General features: G+C 73.1%; 11 protein-coding genes. 6 read left to right on the top strand and 5 right to left on the bottom strand.

From position 1 onward, the window contains the following. The first annotated feature begins 110 nt into the window (after window positions 1–110). The 3 genes from OG559_RS26520 to OG559_RS26530 all read left to right on the top strand — a co-directional run bounded on the left by OG559_RS26520 (window position 111) and on the right by OG559_RS26530 (window position 3,919). Window positions 111–1,370, top strand: a complete 1,260-nt coding sequence (locus tag OG559_RS26520; protein ID WP_405108466.1) for a glycosyltransferase family 4 protein — start codon at window positions 111–113, stop codon at window positions 1,368–1,370. 88 nt (window positions 1,371–1,458) lie between these two features. After that, window positions 1,459–3,243: a DUF4012 domain-containing protein gene (locus tag OG559_RS26525; RefSeq protein ID WP_405108469.1), complete on the top strand. Its 1,785-nt coding sequence runs from the start codon at window positions 1,459–1,461 to the stop codon at window positions 3,241–3,243. A 13-nt stretch (window positions 3,244–3,256) separates the two neighbouring features. Beyond that, window positions 3,257–3,919 carry a hypothetical protein gene (locus OG559_RS26530; protein WP_405108472.1) on the top strand — a complete coding sequence of 221 codons (663 nt, stop codon included), beginning with the start codon at window positions 3,257–3,259 and terminating at the stop codon, window positions 3,917–3,919. Between the two features lie 100 nt (window positions 3,920–4,019). On the opposite strand, the gene OG559_RS26535 is transcribed toward OG559_RS26530, so the two are convergent. Further along, a complete protein-coding gene (locus OG559_RS26535) occupies window positions 4,020–5,501 on the bottom strand; it encodes an MFS transporter (RefSeq protein WP_405108475.1) in 1,482 nt (493 codons plus the stop codon). Between the two features lie 84 nt (window positions 5,502–5,585). Continuing rightward, window positions 5,586–5,822 (bottom strand): hypothetical protein, encoded by a 237-nt coding sequence (locus OG559_RS26540; RefSeq protein WP_350889386.1) that lies wholly within the window; start codon window positions 5,820–5,822, stop codon window positions 5,586–5,588. A gap of 161 nt (window positions 5,823–5,983) precedes the next feature. Between OG559_RS26540 and OG559_RS26545 the strand changes: the two genes are divergently transcribed. Then, window positions 5,984–7,147: a geranylgeranyl reductase family protein gene (locus OG559_RS26545; RefSeq protein WP_405108478.1), complete on the top strand. Its 1,164-nt coding sequence runs from the start codon at window positions 5,984–5,986 to the stop codon at window positions 7,145–7,147. Window positions 7,148–7,712: 565 nt separating this feature from the next. Here the strand turns inward: OG559_RS26545 and OG559_RS26550 are convergent. From OG559_RS26550 to OG559_RS26560, 3 genes are all read right to left on the bottom strand, one after another. Next, the gene (locus tag OG559_RS26550; protein ID WP_405116982.1) at window positions 7,713–9,518 is read right to left on the bottom strand and encodes a bifunctional metallophosphatase/5'-nucleotidase; all 1,806 of its coding nucleotides are present in this window, start codon (window positions 9,516–9,518) and stop codon (window positions 7,713–7,715) included. Window positions 9,519–9,629: 111 nt separating this feature from the next. Next, window positions 9,630–10,292 carry a nucleotidyl transferase AbiEii/AbiGii toxin family protein gene (locus tag OG559_RS26555; protein WP_387017468.1) on the bottom strand — a complete coding sequence of 221 codons (663 nt, stop codon included), beginning with the start codon at window positions 10,290–10,292 and terminating at the stop codon, window positions 9,630–9,632. Further along, window positions 10,289–10,651 carry a hypothetical protein gene (locus OG559_RS26560; RefSeq protein ID WP_405108480.1) on the bottom strand — a complete coding sequence of 121 codons (363 nt, stop codon included), beginning with the start codon at window positions 10,649–10,651 and terminating at the stop codon, window positions 10,289–10,291. The genes OG559_RS26555 and OG559_RS26560 overlap by 4 nt, the downstream gene beginning before the upstream one ends. 458 nt (window positions 10,652–11,109) lie before the next feature. Between OG559_RS26560 and OG559_RS26565 the strand changes: the two genes are divergently transcribed. Together OG559_RS26565 and OG559_RS26570 are read left to right on the top strand one after the other, a co-directional pair. Then, a complete protein-coding gene (locus tag OG559_RS26565; protein ID WP_405108483.1) occupies window positions 11,110–11,706 on the top strand; it encodes a hypothetical protein in 597 nt (198 codons plus the stop codon). A 293-nt stretch (window positions 11,707–11,999) separates the two neighbouring features. Next, window positions 12,000–14,885: a M48 family metalloprotease gene (locus tag OG559_RS26570; protein WP_405108485.1), complete on the top strand. Its 2,886-nt coding sequence runs from the start codon at window positions 12,000–12,002 to the stop codon at window positions 14,883–14,885. Window positions 14,886–14,963: the final 78 nt, after the last annotated feature.

Consider the following 14,963-nt stretch of genomic DNA (forward strand, 5'->3'; position numbering starts at 1 on the left):
CCGGCCGAGGCGGTGCCCGTGGGCAGCGCGTTGCCGGCATCGTACGCAGGCGGAACCACCCAGGGTGGCCACGCCGCGCCGGAAGGTGACCTCCGGGGTGGGGGTGCCCGGTGAGGATCGGCATCCTGGCGTACCACTTCCCGCCGGAGCCGGCGTTCATCCCCGGCAGCCTTGCCGAGGGGCTGGCCGCCCGCGGCCACGAGGTCCGCGTGCTGACCGGCTTTCCCGACTACCCGGGCGGCCACGCCTATCCGGGCTGGCGGCAGCGGTGGCGCTACGAGAGCCGCAGCGAGCGGCTGACCGTGCGCCGGGTGCCGCGGTGGACCGGTGGGGACGCCTCCGTCCGCGCGAGGATGGCGAGCTGGCTGTCGTTCGCCGCCAGCGTCGGGACGATCGGCCGGGGGCAGCTTGCCGGCGTCGACGCCCTGTACGTCCACCAGTTGCCGCCGACGACCTTCGCCGCCGCCGGGCTGCTGCGCCTGCTGGGCGCGGTCCCGACGCTGCTGCACGTCCAGGACGTGCACCCGGAACTACCCGGGCCGGCGGAGGCGGCACGCCCCTGGGCGAACCGGCTCGCCGCGGCCACCCGTCGGCTCTACCGCTCCGCCGACCTGGTCGCGGTCGCCGCCCCCGCCATGCGTGACCTGGTGGTCGCCGGTGGGGCCGACGCCGAGCGGGTGCGGGTGGTGCTCAACTGGACCGACGAGCGGCTGTTCCGCCCCGCCGAGCCGACCCGGGAGGCCCGCCGGCTGGTCCGGGGCGACGGCCGCTGCGCGGTGATGTACGCCGGCACCATCGGCGCCCGGCAGGGCCTGGAGACGGCGGTCCGCGCCGCCGCCCCGCTGGGCGGCACGATGGACCTGGTCCTGGTCGGCTCGGGCCCCGAGGAGGGGCGGGTACGGGGGCTCGCCGAGGAGCTGGGGGCCCGCAACGTCCGGTTCGTCGCGCGCCGGTCGCCGTTGGAGATGTCCGACCTGTACGCCGCCGCGGACTACCAGCTGGTGATGCTGCGCGACCTGCCGGAGCTGCGCGGGAGCGTCCCCGGCAAGCTCCAGGCGGCGTTCAGCTCCGCCTCGCCCGTGGTGGCCTCCGCCGGGGGAGACACCGTGGAGATCGTGGAACGGGCCCGGGCCGGGCTGTCCTGCCCGCCGGAGGACTGGGCCACCCTGGCCGACCGGTTCTGGCTGGCCGCCACCATCCCGACGTCGGCGCGGCTGGAGATGGGGCGGCGCGGCCGGGAGGCGTACCTGCGCGACATGTCCACGCGCGGCGGGGTGGACCGCGTGGAGGAGCTGCTGTACGAGGTGGCCGGGCGGCAGCGTGGTTCGGACTCGCCGGAGGGAAACCCCCGTACGGGACTTGACGTCTGAAAAAGTGCGATATCCCCACGCGACCTGCCCCATGCGTGCTAGAAAACGATCAATCATCATTTCTATCCGCTTTACGACGGGAGCAGGCGTGAGCGACACTGTGCGGCCCCGCCGCCGTCGGCGAAGATCCCGACGGCGTACCAGGGCGCGGGTACGCCGCGTCCTGCTCACCGGCCTGATCGTCGGCTCGCTCGTCGTGGTCGGCGGCGGCTGGGTCGGCTTCCGAGGCTGGCAGGCCCGGGCCCACCTGCTCAACGCCGCCGGGCTGGCGCGGCAGCTCAGCACCGAGGTGGTCGGGGCCGACGCCGACCGGGCGCAACGCACCCTCGCCGCGCTCCAGGAGCAGGCCGCCGCAGCCCGCGACGCCACCGCCGACCCGGGCTGGTCGGTCGGGCGGCACACCCCGTACGCCGGGGACGACCTCGCTGCGGTCCGCGAGATCGCGGTGGCCGTCGACGAACTCGCCCGGGACGCGTTCCCCGCCCTGCTGCGCACCGACCTGTCCACGCTGTTGCCCGGCAGAGGACGGCTGGACGTCAATCAGCTCCGGGCCGTCTCGGCCCAGCTCACCGACACCGACGAGGTCGTCCGGCGTACCACCGCCCGGCTCGCCGCCGTGCCCACCACCGGACTGGTCGACCCGGTCCGACAGGCCGTGACGGACCTGCGGGCCGAGACCGACCGGCTGGCCGCCCTGACCCGGGCCGCCGACCAGGCCGCCGGTCTGCTGCCGAACCTGCTCGGCGCGGACGGGCGGCGCAGCTACCTGCTGGTGTCGCAGAACCCGGCCGAGCTGCGGGCCACCGGCGGCATGTTCGGCGCGTACGCGGTGATCGAGGCAGAGAACGGCCGGCTCCGGATGGGCGCACAGGACGCCGTCGCCAGCCTGGGCCGCTTCGACCTGTCCGCGAAGCTGAGCACCGAGGTCCGCAACCTCTACACCGATCTGGTCGGCACGTATCCGGCGGACGTCAACCTGACCCCGCACTTCCCGACCGCCGCGGCGCTCTTCCGGGCGATGTACCGCAAGCGCAGCGGCAGCACGGTCGACGGGGTGCTCGCGGTCGACCCGGTGGTGCTGTCGTACCTGCTCAAGGCCACCGGACCGGTGCCCGTGCCGGGCAACACCACCCTGGTCAGCGACACGGTGGTGCACACCCTGCTCTCCGACACGTACCAGCGGCTGGACCAGGCCAAACAGGACGAGTTCTTCGCGGCCTCCGCGGCGGCGGTGTTCAGCACCTTCTTCACCCGGGAGGTCGACCCCCGGGCGTTGCTGTCCGCACTGGACCGCGCCATCAGCGAGCGGCGGATCCTGTTCTGGAGCGCCCACCCGGCCGAGCAGCGGGTCATCGCCGGCAGCCGGTTGGGTGGGGCGCTGCCCGAGCAGGAGAACGTTCCCACCGTCGGCGTGTTCCTCAACGACGGCAGCGGCGCGAAGCTCGGCTACTACCTGCGGCCGTCGGCGACGCTGACCGTGGGGGAGTGTCGCCCCGACGGCCGGCGGCAGCTACGGCTGAGCTTCACGCTCCACTCGACCGCGCCCGCCAAGGGGCTCTCCCCCTCCGTCCTCGGCCTGGGCCTGGCCGGGGACCCGTACACCGCCCGCACCCTGGTGTCCGTCTACAGCCCGGCCGGCGGCGCGGTGCTCGCCAGCCGGCTCGACGGAGTCGACCTGCGGGTCGGCAGCGGCCTCGAACGGCGGCGACAGGTCGTCATCGCCAACGTCGAGGTACGCCCCGGCATCACCCGGACCCTCGATGTCGACGTGCTGACCGGCAGGACCGGCAGCGGAGACGCCGACCTCTGGCTCACCCCGACCGCCACCCCATGGACCACCCAAGTTAAGTCCGCACCACTCTGTGACCAGTAGGAGGGAACCAATCATGCGGCTATCCCGCATCATCATGGCGCTCACGGTCGGCTTTGCCGTCGTGGCCGCGCCGACCGCGGCGGGGGCGGCGCAGCCGCAGCCGACACCGTCGCCGTCCGGCCCACAACAGCCGCCGCAGTACCCGCCGCAGCCCCCGGCGCTGACGGTCAACCCGTCGACGATCGTCCTCGGCCAGACCGTCACCCTGACCGGTGCCGGGTTCGGGCCGAACGAGTCCGCCGACCACACCGTGGCGACGACGCCACTCGCCGCCGGCCTGCCCGGTCAGGCGCCGGCCCGCCGCAGCGACGGCAGCACCGTCGCGATGGCCCCGGTGGCCTACCAGGCCGCGGCGCCGTCGCGGTTCACGGTGAAGGCCGACGCGGCGGGGGAGTTCTCCACCCGCTACACGCCGAGCGTCACCGGCCGGCACACGTTCACAGCCCTCGGTGCCACCACGGGCAGGACGGCCACCGCGACCCTGACCGTGCTCGTACGCGAGCAGCCCACACCGACCCCGACCCGCAAACCGCACGGAGGGCTGCCCGTGACCGGTGACAGCATCGGCACGCCGCTGGCCGTCGGTGGCGGGCTGCTCGGTGTCGGTGTGGTGCTGACGATCGCCGGGCTGGCCTGGCGTCGCCGCAACCGCTTCGGCACGGGATCGACGCGCTGACCGTCCTGACTACCGCGTGACACGGTGCCCGCCGGGTTGTTCACCGGCGGGCACCGTCACGCGCGCTGCCGGCCGGGAGCCCCGCCGTGGGCCGAGGTGGTCAGGGATGAGTGGAGGGCTGGGGGGCCCGGCGGCTGCGGTGGATGTCGATCAGGGCTGCGACCAGGGCAAGCGCGATGATGCCGGCGGCGAGCAGCAGCGAATGTCGGAACGCCGTCGACCAGTTCCCGCCGGTGTCCGCCAGCGACGAGAAGAAGACCGCGCCGACGGCGGCGATGCCGGCGGCGGAGCCGATCCGCTGACCGGTCTGCAGCATTCCCGCGCCGCTGCCCGCCTGCCCCACCGGAACCTGGGACAGGGTGAGGGTCTGGTTCGGGGCGATGACCAGGCCGCTGCCCAGCCCGGCGATCAGCAGCGGCACCGCCGTGAGCAGGGGCACCGAGCCGTGCGGGTCGCCGCGCAGCACGAACACCACCGCGCCGAGGCCGAGCACCACGGCGAGCAGGCCCACGGCGACCAGTGGGCGGCCGTACCGGTTGACGATCCGGCCGCCGAGCGCGGACGCGGCGGCCGAGCCGAGGGCGAACGGCGTGATGGCCAGGCCGGCGATCAGCGCGCTGTAGCCGAGGCCGTTCTGCAGGTACAGGGTGAAGATGAAGAAGATCGCGGTGAAGCCACCGAAGTAGACCAGCGCGATCAGGGACCCGAGGGTGTACGAGCGGAACCTGAACAGCCGCAGGTCGAACAGCGGCGTCTCGTGCCGGGCGTACCATCGCTCCCAGAGGCCGAAGCCGGCGAGCGTGACCAGGCCGGCGGGAACCAGCGCCCACTTCCACGGGCTGTGCCACTGTTCCCGCTGCACCAGCGGCAGGAGCAGGAGCAGCACGCCGACGGCCAGCAGCAGCACCCCGACCGGGTCGAGCCGGTGACGGGACACGCCGCCGGCCGGGCGGGCGGGCAGCAGCCGCCAGCCGAGCAGCACCGCGACGATGCCCACCGGCACGTTGACGAAGAAGACCCACCGCCAGCCGTGCTGTTCGCCGCCCGCCTGGATCAGCAGCCCGCCGAGCAGCGGGCCGACCGCGGTGGAGATGCCGATCGTGGCACCGAGCAGGCCGAACGGCCGGGCCCGTTCCGGGCCCCGGAACAACTGCTGGATCAGGCCGGTGACCTGCGGGTTGACGATTCCAGCGGCGGCGCCCTGCAGCAGCCGGGCGCCGACCAGCCACTCGGGTGATCGGGCCAACCCGGCCAGGGCGCTGGTCAGCGTGAACAGGGCGATCCCCAGGACGAACGCGTTGCGGCGGCCCCGGGCGTCGCCGAACCGTCCGGCCGGCACCAGCACCAGGCCGAAGGTGAGCGCGTACCCGGACAGGACCCATTGCAGGTCGCTCGGGGTCGCGCCGAGCGCCCGGTCGATGGACGGCACGGCGACGTTGACGATGCTCACGTCGAGCAGCGTCATGAAGGCGGCGACCAGGCCGACCCCGAGGGCCTGCCAGCGCCGTCGGTTGTCGACGTTGTCGGCCCCGTCGGCAGCACCCGCCGATTGGCCCGGTCGGTCCGGCCGTCCTGGGCTCATGGCGGCGCCCCCCGTCGGCCGTCGATCACGTGTCAATGATCGCTACCCGGGCCCACGAGGGGCAACCCGGGGCCTCCCGCCGGTTCACGCCATCTGGCGGGCGCACCAGCGCGGGCCGAAGTCCAGCCCCGCCATCGGTGAGTCCTCCCGGTGCAGGAGGTTCTTCTCGGTCAACATGTGCAGCGGCGCGTGGATCTCGTCCTGGGGCAACCCCGACTCCTGCGCGATCATGTCGGGATAGGGAACCTGTCCACGGGACTCCAGCGCGGCCACCGCCTGGTAGACCCGCTCCTCGACATCCGACAGCCGTACCTGCTGCATGACTTCCTCCTCGACGTGACCGCCCGTCAGGGGGGGGCGGGACTGCGCTGGACGATTACCCGCCGCCCCGCAGTTGATGCCCGCCGGATCGTGCGGTTCCCGCCGGCCCGTGCCCGCTGCGCCGCCCGGCTTTCCGTCCGGCGGTGCCCTAGGCTTCAACCGTGATCATCTGGGACCTCGCTGTCGTCGGTGGCGGCCCCGCCGGGCTCTCCGCCGCCCACGTCGCGGCCCGCGCCGGGCTGCGCACCCTGGTCGTCGAGCGGGCCGCGCACCCCCGGTACAAGACCTGCGGCGGCGGCCTGATCGGCACCTCCCTCGCGGCGGTCGGCGACCGGATCGACGTGCCGGCGCACGACCGGGTGGACCGGGTGACGTTCACCCGGGACGGGCGGCGCGAGTTCACCCGCCGGCACGCCGACGGACCCCTCGTGTCGATGGTGCGCCGCGACGAGTTCGACGACCGGCTGCGCGCCGCGGCGGTCGCCGCCGGGGCCGAGGTGCGCGAGCGGGTCGCCGTCCGCGCCCTGGAGCAGGACCCCGATCAGGTACGCCTGCGGCTCGCCGACGGCGACACCGTGCACGCCCGTACGGTGATCGGCGCAGACGGCTCCTCCGGGGTGACCGCCCGGCACGTCGGCGTCCGGTACCGGCAGGTCGACCTGGGGTTGGAGCTGGAGCTGCCGGTGCCCGAGGAGGAACAGCGCCGGTGGCGCGGCCGGCTGCTGCTCGACTGGGGGGCGATCCCCGGCTCGTACGCGTGGGTGTTCCCGAAGGGCGACCGGCTCACCGTCGGGGTGATCGCCGGCCGGGGCGAGGGGGAGCGGACCCGGGAGTACCTGCGCGACTTCGTCGACCGGCTGGGCCTGTCCGGGGCGACCCCGGAGCACGACTCCGGGCACCTCACCCGTTGCCGCGCCGACGACTCGCCGCTGCGCCACGGCCGGGTGCTGGTGACCGGGGACGCGGCCGGCCTGCTGGAGCCGTGGAGCCGGGAGGGGATCAGCTACGCGCTACGGTCCGGCGCGCTGGCCGGAGCGGCCGTCGCCGACGGTGACCTGGACGGCTACCGGCGCGGCGTGGAGCGGGACCTGGTCGGATCGATGCGGGCCGGGCACCGGCTGCTGGAGGTCTTCTCCCGCCGGCCGGACGTCTTCCACGCCCTGCTGGCCACCCCGCCCGGCTGGCGGATGTTCGTCCGCTTCTGCCAGGGCCGGGCGAGCTTCGACGAGACGCTGAACCGGGCTCCGGTGCGGGCGGCGCTGGCGCTGCTGGACCGGCTCCCGCCGGCCCGCCAGGGCCGTTCGACGCCGGTCGTGTCCCGGTGAGCGGCGGGGCTGCGTCGATGGCGGACCGGGTGCAGGATGGAGACCCGTGGAGGGAGCAGCCATGACCGCGTCGACCGAGACCGACCCCCGGCGGGACCGGCCCGATCCGGCGGGCAACCACGACCAGTGGGCGCTGCGCCCCGGCCCCGGCACCGGCTGAAACGGCACGCCGACTCACCCAGGGCCCCGGCAAAGTCGTGCGGGTCTCCGGCCAGGCCCCAGGGGGATGCGCGCGCTGCCGACACCATCGGCCCCTGCCGGGCCGGCCTTTGCCTTTGCCGGGTCGGCCTCGGTCTTTGCCGGGTCGGCACCGCGCTGCGTTGGCCCCTATGGAGCTGCCCCGTTTGTGCTGTGGGTGGAGCGGGAGCGTGGACGGGGCAGCTCCATAGGGGCCGAAGGGCAGGTCCCCGACCGGGGCGAATTCGTCAGGCCGCCGCCCGCTCCGCGACTTCCGTGGATGCAACCCTCCGCTAGGTAAGCCCTTTGACGAGAGATGCCGAGCCTCTCCGGCGACAGCCCTCTTCTCCGTCCGAGAAGAGGGCTGTCGCGCGGGGGTCCGAACCGATCAGGCGCTCGGGAACTCCACCGGCACGCCCTCGCGGACCAGCTTCCAGTTCGGCACGTAGAAGTCGGCCGGGTTGATGGTTCCCCGGGCCTGCGCCCAGTCGATGAGCAGCTGGCGGATCTCCTGCTGCGCGTTGTAGACCTGGGTCTTCACGATGCCGGGGAAGTTGCCGCCACCGCTGCGCCGGTAGTTGTTCACCGCGACCACGAACTGCGCGTCGTCGGCGACCGGGGTGTCGGTGCCGGGCAGGACCAGGCGGGTGATCCGCCCGCCGACCGGCCTGCTGATGTCGATGTCGTAGTCCAGCCCCGAGAAGACGTCGTAGTTGTAGTCCGGGACGGCGGGGTCGCTGATCGTCGCCGGGTCGACCGGCGCGCCGACTGCGAGGGTGGTGAAGTACTTCGCCGAGTACTCCAGGTAGGCCCGCACCTCGGCGCCGGTGAGGACCACCGCCTCCAGGGTGTTGTCGAAGACGTACAGCCCGGCCACGTCGCGGATGCGCACGTCACCGGCGGGGAAGACCGCCGTGCGGCTGAACGGCGCCGCGATCGACAGCACCGGCAGCCCCGCGTACGCGGTCCCGGCCAGCGCGTCCGTGACGACCTCGGTCTGGACGTGGTTGATGAAGTCCAGGATCGGGGTGTCCTGGTACCGCGACTCGGCCGCCGACAGCTCCACGGTCGACTGGGCGACCACTGTGTTGACGTACGCGACGGTCTTGCTGTGCTGGCCGAGCACGGCCGCGAGCACCGCCGGGTCCTCGACCACCGTGTTGGTGTTCAGCATGGTGGCGCGCTTGGTGGCCACCTTCCAGCAGCCCCGCTCCCGGGTGAGGGTGAAGTCCATCCGGGTCAGCCGCTGGCCCCACTTGGACGGCTCGGAGAGCAGCACCTGTGCGCCGGTCCTCGCGTTCGTCACGAACTTCTCGACGACCTCGTTGTGCGCGTGGCCGAACAGGATCGCGTCGATGCCCGGGACCCGCTCGGCGATCATCGTGCATGGGTTCTCGTTCGGCAGCTCCGGGCCGTAGCTGGAGGTGCCGCTGTCGCCGCCGTGCGCGGAGACGATGACGACGTCGGCGCCGCGCGCCCGCATGACCGGCACCCACCTGGCGGCGGTCGTCACCATGTCGGCGAAGATCAGCTTGCCCTCGACGTTGGACTTGTCCCAGATCGCCACGCCCGGGTTGGTCAGGCCGAGGATGCCGACCTTCAGCTTCGGCGCGCCGTGCCCACCGAGCCGGACCTCCTTGATCACGTACGGCAGGTACGCCGGCTTGCCGGTCGCCTCGTTGACCGCGTTCGCGGCGAGGGCCGGGAACCCGAGCTGCTTGATCCACTTGGCGAGCAGGGGCAGGCCGTAGTTGAACTCGTGGTTGCCCAGCGTCACCGCGTCGTACTTCAGGATGTTCATCGCGTTGGCCATCGGGTGCGTCGCACCGGTGGTGGTGATCGGCTCCTGCTTGGCGTAGTACGTGGCCAGCGGCGTGCCCTGGATGGTGTCGCCGGAGTCGAGGACCAGGGTCGCCCTGCCCCGCCGCTCGGCCCGGATCTGGTTGACCAGGGTGGCCAGCTTCGCGACGCCGACGTCGTTGTGCTTGCTGTCGTCGTACTCGGCGTCCCGGTAGTAGTCCCAGTTGTACACGTTGCCGTGGGTGTCCGAGGTGCCCAGGATCGTCAGGTCCCAGGTCTTCGGGCCCTTGGACCCGGCCGCCTGCGCGGGCGCGCCCGCGATCAGGGGTGCGGTCGCGGCGGCGGCGGCGACGGCCAGCACCTGGCGGCGCGACGCGCCGGAGGAGGAGGTCATGAGGTGCCTTTCCATGGGGGTGGGCGCGCCTCGCGGGCGCCGTTGCGCACCCTAACGAGCCGGTGTCCCTCCCGCCACAGGAGCCGACATGCTTCACAGCCGGTGGGGACGTCAGCGGGGCCAGGCGGCCAGCCGGGCCCGCAGCCGCGCGACCTGCGCCGCGTCCAGGCCGTACCGGGCGAAGCGTCGGTCGGGCAGGCGGTCCAGGTAGCGGCCGGCGTCCCGGACGTCCTCCGGTTCCAGCGCCGGGTCGAGCTGCCGGGCCAGGCCGAGCAGCTCCGCGACCGAATAGTGATCGAGGGCGGCCCCCACGTCGATGAAGTCCCGGACCTCCCGCCGGTTGACCAGCGCCGCCGTCTTGTTGGCCACCAGGTCGCGGATGTCCATCACCGGCCCGAGGTCCATCACGACCGGGCTGCGGTACCGGTCGAGCCGGGCCAGGCTCAGCCGGATCTGCCGTGGCCCCCGGCTCACCACGAAGTCCTTCATGTCCCGGTCGAACCCGGCGAACAGCTCGGCCAGGTCACTGCCCGGGTCCGCGTCGGTCACCTCGAAGCCGGCGCGCTCCAGGGCGGTACGCACGCCGGTCGCCGCCGCAGCGGCTGCCCCCTCGACATCGGCGAAGAGGTCCACGTCCTCGGTGGGGCGGGAGAACAGCCCGTGCGCGGCCCAGGCGACGCCGCCACCGAGCACGAACCGGTGGCGGCCGGCGACCGACAGGGCCACCCGGGCGACCTCGCGGTAGAACTCGTCCGGCGGTGCGGCGTCGTTCACGCCGTGCGGAGGGCCCGGTCGTCCCGCAGGGCCCGGTGGCGGTGCTCCCACGCCGCGCGGACACCACGGGGAAGGTTGAGCATGGGCCATACCTGGCGCAGCAGATGACCGTTGACCAGTTCCCGCAGGTCGTCCGCGTGGGTGGTCTCCCGCAACACGTTCTCGTACATCCAGAGCAGGTCGTCCGGGTCGCCCAGGTCGAAGGTGCGGTGCAGGTTCCACATCAGGCGTACGGGCAGCTCGACGACCCCCCGCGTGGGGCCGGTCAGCTCGGCCAGGGTGGGGGTGACGACGGCCGGGCGGCCCGGGCGGGCCAGGAAGGCCACGCCGGCCGAGGTGGGGGAGGCTACGCCCTGCATGGTGCCAGGGTAACGCCTGGTCCGGCCGGCGCGGCGCTCGTGCCCGTCCGCCATTCGGTCGATATGTCCCCGGCCGGCCCCCGCGTCCGGGACGAGGAGTCGATCATCCTGCCGGTGCCTGCGCGTGGCGGCACGTCTGGGGCGTATGTCGGGTTCGGGGTGACCGGCGACACCCTCCCGGCGGAACATGGGCCGGCCCGGGGTCGTTACACATGGCAGACGATCGAGTAGCGCACGCCGCTGCTGAGCTGCCCGAACCCCCGTGACCTCGTCGGGGAATGTGGGTGGGCCGCCGGTCGTTGGACATGGTCCCGCCGCCATCAGCACCCCCCCCGGGTGCGGTGAGCTGTCGGATGGTTTTCCCCCTTCTGATCTTTTGGGCGCCTCGACGTGGTGCTCACACGCCCACCCTTTTCCCCTGGGGTGGGGTGTGTCGACCCCCGATTGGAGTCACCCTGATGAACACGATCATGCGTAAGAGCGTTCTCGGTATCGCTGGTCTGGCGTTCGCTGGTGGTCTGGCCGCCGGTCCGCTGCAGCACGCCACCACTCCGACCGTCGAGTCGACCGTCCCGGCCGCTGTGGCCGTGCAGGCCGACAAGCCGGGTGTGGACAAGGGCAAGCTGATCCCGCACGGTGTGCAGGGTGAGCAGTCCCGCATCGACCTCGACGGCGAGCAGACCGCCAACGTGAGGGCGATCGTGGCGGCGACGAAGAAGGCCGGTATGGACGAGCGGGCCGCCGTGATCTCGATCGGCACGTCTCTGCAGGAGTCGAAGCTGGAGAACCTGGGTCACCTGGGTGACCGCAACGACCACGACTCGCAGGGCCTGTTCCAGCAGCGTCCGTCGTCGGGCTGGGGCACGGTGGAGCAGATCACCGACCCCGAGTACTCCACCCTCGCGTTCCTCAAGGGCCTCAAGCAGGTCGACGGATGGCAGGACATGCCGCTGACCAAGGCCGCCCAGACCGTCCAGGTGTCCGCCTACCCCGACCACTACGCCCAGTGGGAGCAGCAGGCCGCCGACCTCGTCGCCGAGCACTGGAACAGCTGACCCACCGAACAGCCGATTGGCCGGGCCTCCGAGAACGGGGGCCCGGCCAGCGGCGTCTGCCGGTCCGACCGGCGCGGCCCCGCAGCGGCGCCAGGGCCGGGTCCCGCGCCTGCGAGGCCGCCTCGTCGCCGTTCGGGCTCCGGCGATGCCGATTGCCGACAGCCAACGCCCGCATTTACCGGGTATACATGTCGATACGCGCGGGAGGTGGAGCTCGCCGGCAGGCTCGTCCAGTCGTTGACGGGTCGGCCCCGCCGATGCGGCGGGCCCGGACGGCACGGGGGGACGGCAGCGTGAGTGGGTTACCCCATCAGCAGGCCGGCGAGCGGGTGGTGGCTGCGGGCACCACCCTGCGCTTCGCGTTACTGATCGCCCTGCTGATGGTGGCCAGCTCATCGATGATGGACAGCACGCTCTGGGTGTTCAGTGACTCGTCCGGCAACGGCTGTTCACTCGCCGCCGGCGTGGATTCGAGCCGGAGCAGCGACCTGACGGCCACGGCCGCCGTCCTCGACCAGGCGGATGCCTTCGAGGCCTGCGTGGCACGCTACTCGTCGGTGCCGGGATGGTGGAGCCTTGCCTGGCCGGCCGCGCTGCTGGCCGCCGCCGGCGTACTGTTCCTCGGCCTGCCGGCCTGGAAGGCGCGGCGCGGTCGGGTCGTCCCGCTGGCCGCGGTCGACCACGACGGTGAGATCCTGCGCGTGTTGGAGGAGCTGACGGCGGCGGCTGGACTGGCGCGTGTGCCGCGCGTCGTCGTGGACCCGGGGACGGCCGCGACCGGCGCGGTGGTCTTCGGCCGCAACCACCGGCCGACGTTGTGTCTGCACGGGGGCCTGCTCGCCCGCAGGACCACCGACCCCGACGGCTTCCGGGCGGTGCTCCTGCACGAACTGGCCCACGTCCGCAACGGCGACGTCACCGTCACCTACATCACCGTCGCCCTGTGGCGGGTGTTCGTCGGCATGGTGCTCCTGCCTTACCTGGCGATCTACGTGACCATGTTCGTCAACGCCGTGGGATCGCCGCTCCTCGTCGGTGAGCTGCCCATGTTCGTCCGAGGGCTCCTGCTCACGGTCGTCCTGGTCGGACTGGTCCACCTGGCCCGCGCGGACGTGCTGCGCAGCCGTGAGGTCTACGCCGACCTCGCCGCCGTCCGCTGGGGCGCGGCGCCCCGGGCGTGGGCGGTCACGACACCGGATCCGGTCGGGGGCAGGTCGAGGCGGATCGTCGGCCGCTTCGCCGAACTGTGGCGGACGCATCCGCGATGGGATCTGCGTCGGGACGCCCTGGCGGATCCCGCGGCGCTGTTCGGCGTACGTGCGCTGCCGATGTTCCTGACCGGGGTCGCCGCCTGGCTGTTCACCTCTCAGGCCTCGGACGTCCTGGGGTCACGCGATTTGACCGGCGCGTGGGCGCTCCAGGGGATGTCGCTCGTCGCGGCGGTGCTGGTCACCGGGTCGGTGGGCGTCGTGCTGTGGCGGGCGGTCACCCACGCCGTGCTGACCGCGCGGGCCGTGCCCTCCGGAGTGCGGGCGGGGCTGTGGCTTGGCGTCGGGATGGCGACGGGCAATCTGGTCATGAGCGACCTCGCGCTTCTCCAGTGGCTGCCCACCCGGCCGGCGATCCTGGTGCTGGTCGTGCTCGTGGGAGTGACGTTCGCGTGGTGGACCGCGCAGTGCGCCCGACTGTGGGCCTCGGTGCGGCAGGGGCGGACGAACCGCCTGGTCATGACCCTGACCCTGACGGCCGCGGGTCTGGTGCTGTCGTCGTGGTTCGCGTGGTGGCGGCTCAACGGCCTGCTCTTCGCGTACGGGTGGCCGTTCGACAGCGTGGGCCTGCGCCAACTGCTCGAGCGGGGTCAGACGCCCGGCGACATCGCGGAGCACGGTGCCGCCCTGTCGGTGATCGCCACCGTGGGATCGCTGCTGCACACCCTGCCCGATCGTCCCCTCGAACTGTCGGCGCTCGCCGCACTGTGGGTCGTACCGCTGCTGGCCTGGACGGTCCGTCCGGCCGTCGCCGCGTCCGCCGCCCCGGAGAGCGGTGCTCCGGCCGGGGCCGTCGACGACGCGCAGGCCACCGGGGAAGCCCTGCCACCGCTGCGGCGGGCCGTGCTGCCGGGCCTGCTGACGGGGGCGGCCTGCTGGGTCGCCGTCGCGGCGGTGATGGCGTATCTGCACGCCTGGCAACCGCCGCCCGGGCAGCGCGGCCTCCTCCACGTCTGGATCTACCTCGCGTGGGCGCTCGTGGCTCTCGTGGCGGCGGCAACGGCCGCCGCCGTCGTCGTCGCGAGCGTGTCGACGACGCGCTATCGGCTGATCATGGCGCTCATCGCCGCCCAGACCGCGACCGTGGTGGGTGCCGCCGGGCTGATGGTCCTCGCCTCCCTGGACGGATGCCTCGGGCCGCTCGACACGATCCGGGCGACCTGTCACCGCGGCCCCGCCGACGCGCTGTGGCAGGAGATCCCGTTCGTGCTGACGGCCGGGCCCGTGCTCGCCGTGATCGTCGCCGTGCTGTCGACGGCGGGTGTTTCGGCAGTCCGCGCGGCGTGGCGCTGCACGGCGCGACGTGCGACAGACGTGCCGTCGCGGGCCCGCCGACGAGGCGGGCTGGCCATCCGCCGCATCGGCGTGGGCGTGCTGTGTGCCGCGACGCTGGGAGTCGTCGCGCTGGAGGTGGCGCACCCCGCACCCGAGCGCTCGACGGGATTCGACGCCACGGCCCCGCGACGGCTGAGCGCCGCCGACCCCCAGGTGGTGTCCGTCGAGATCAGGGCGAGGCAGGTGACCGCCTGGATGCAGTACGGCGGGACCGACCTCCTCAAGCGGTTCCCGGTCGAAGCGGGTGACTTCGCGCGATACCTGGAAGCGCCCACCCCCGACGCTTCCGGGAAGCCCAAGCTCGACAGCTCCATCATCCACTCCCACTGTCTGGGCCTCGGCGGGCTCGCGCGGGACGCCCGCGCCTACTTCCGCATCCCCGACGTGGAGGCCCAGTCGCACTGGCGGACGTACATCACCGAGTTGGAGCAGAGCGCCCGGGACTGTCAACGCGCCGTGGACGAGAACAACGGCCAGGTTCTCCTCTCGGCGGTACAGAAACTCGACGCGGCGCAGAAGGCCTTCGGCGCGGCCGTCACCCGGATCAAGACGGTGCTGGACGCCGGCCGCCGCTAGGTTCCGCCCGCCGGCCGGCCCGGTCGCGGGTACGTCGACGACGGGCCGGGCCCACCGTCGGTGGACCCGGCCCGGACC

It is taken from the genome of Micromonospora sp. NBC_01405 (assembly GCF_045040155.1).
In the GTDB taxonomy this organism is placed as follows: Bacteria; Actinomycetota; Actinomycetes; order Mycobacteriales; family Micromonosporaceae; genus Micromonospora.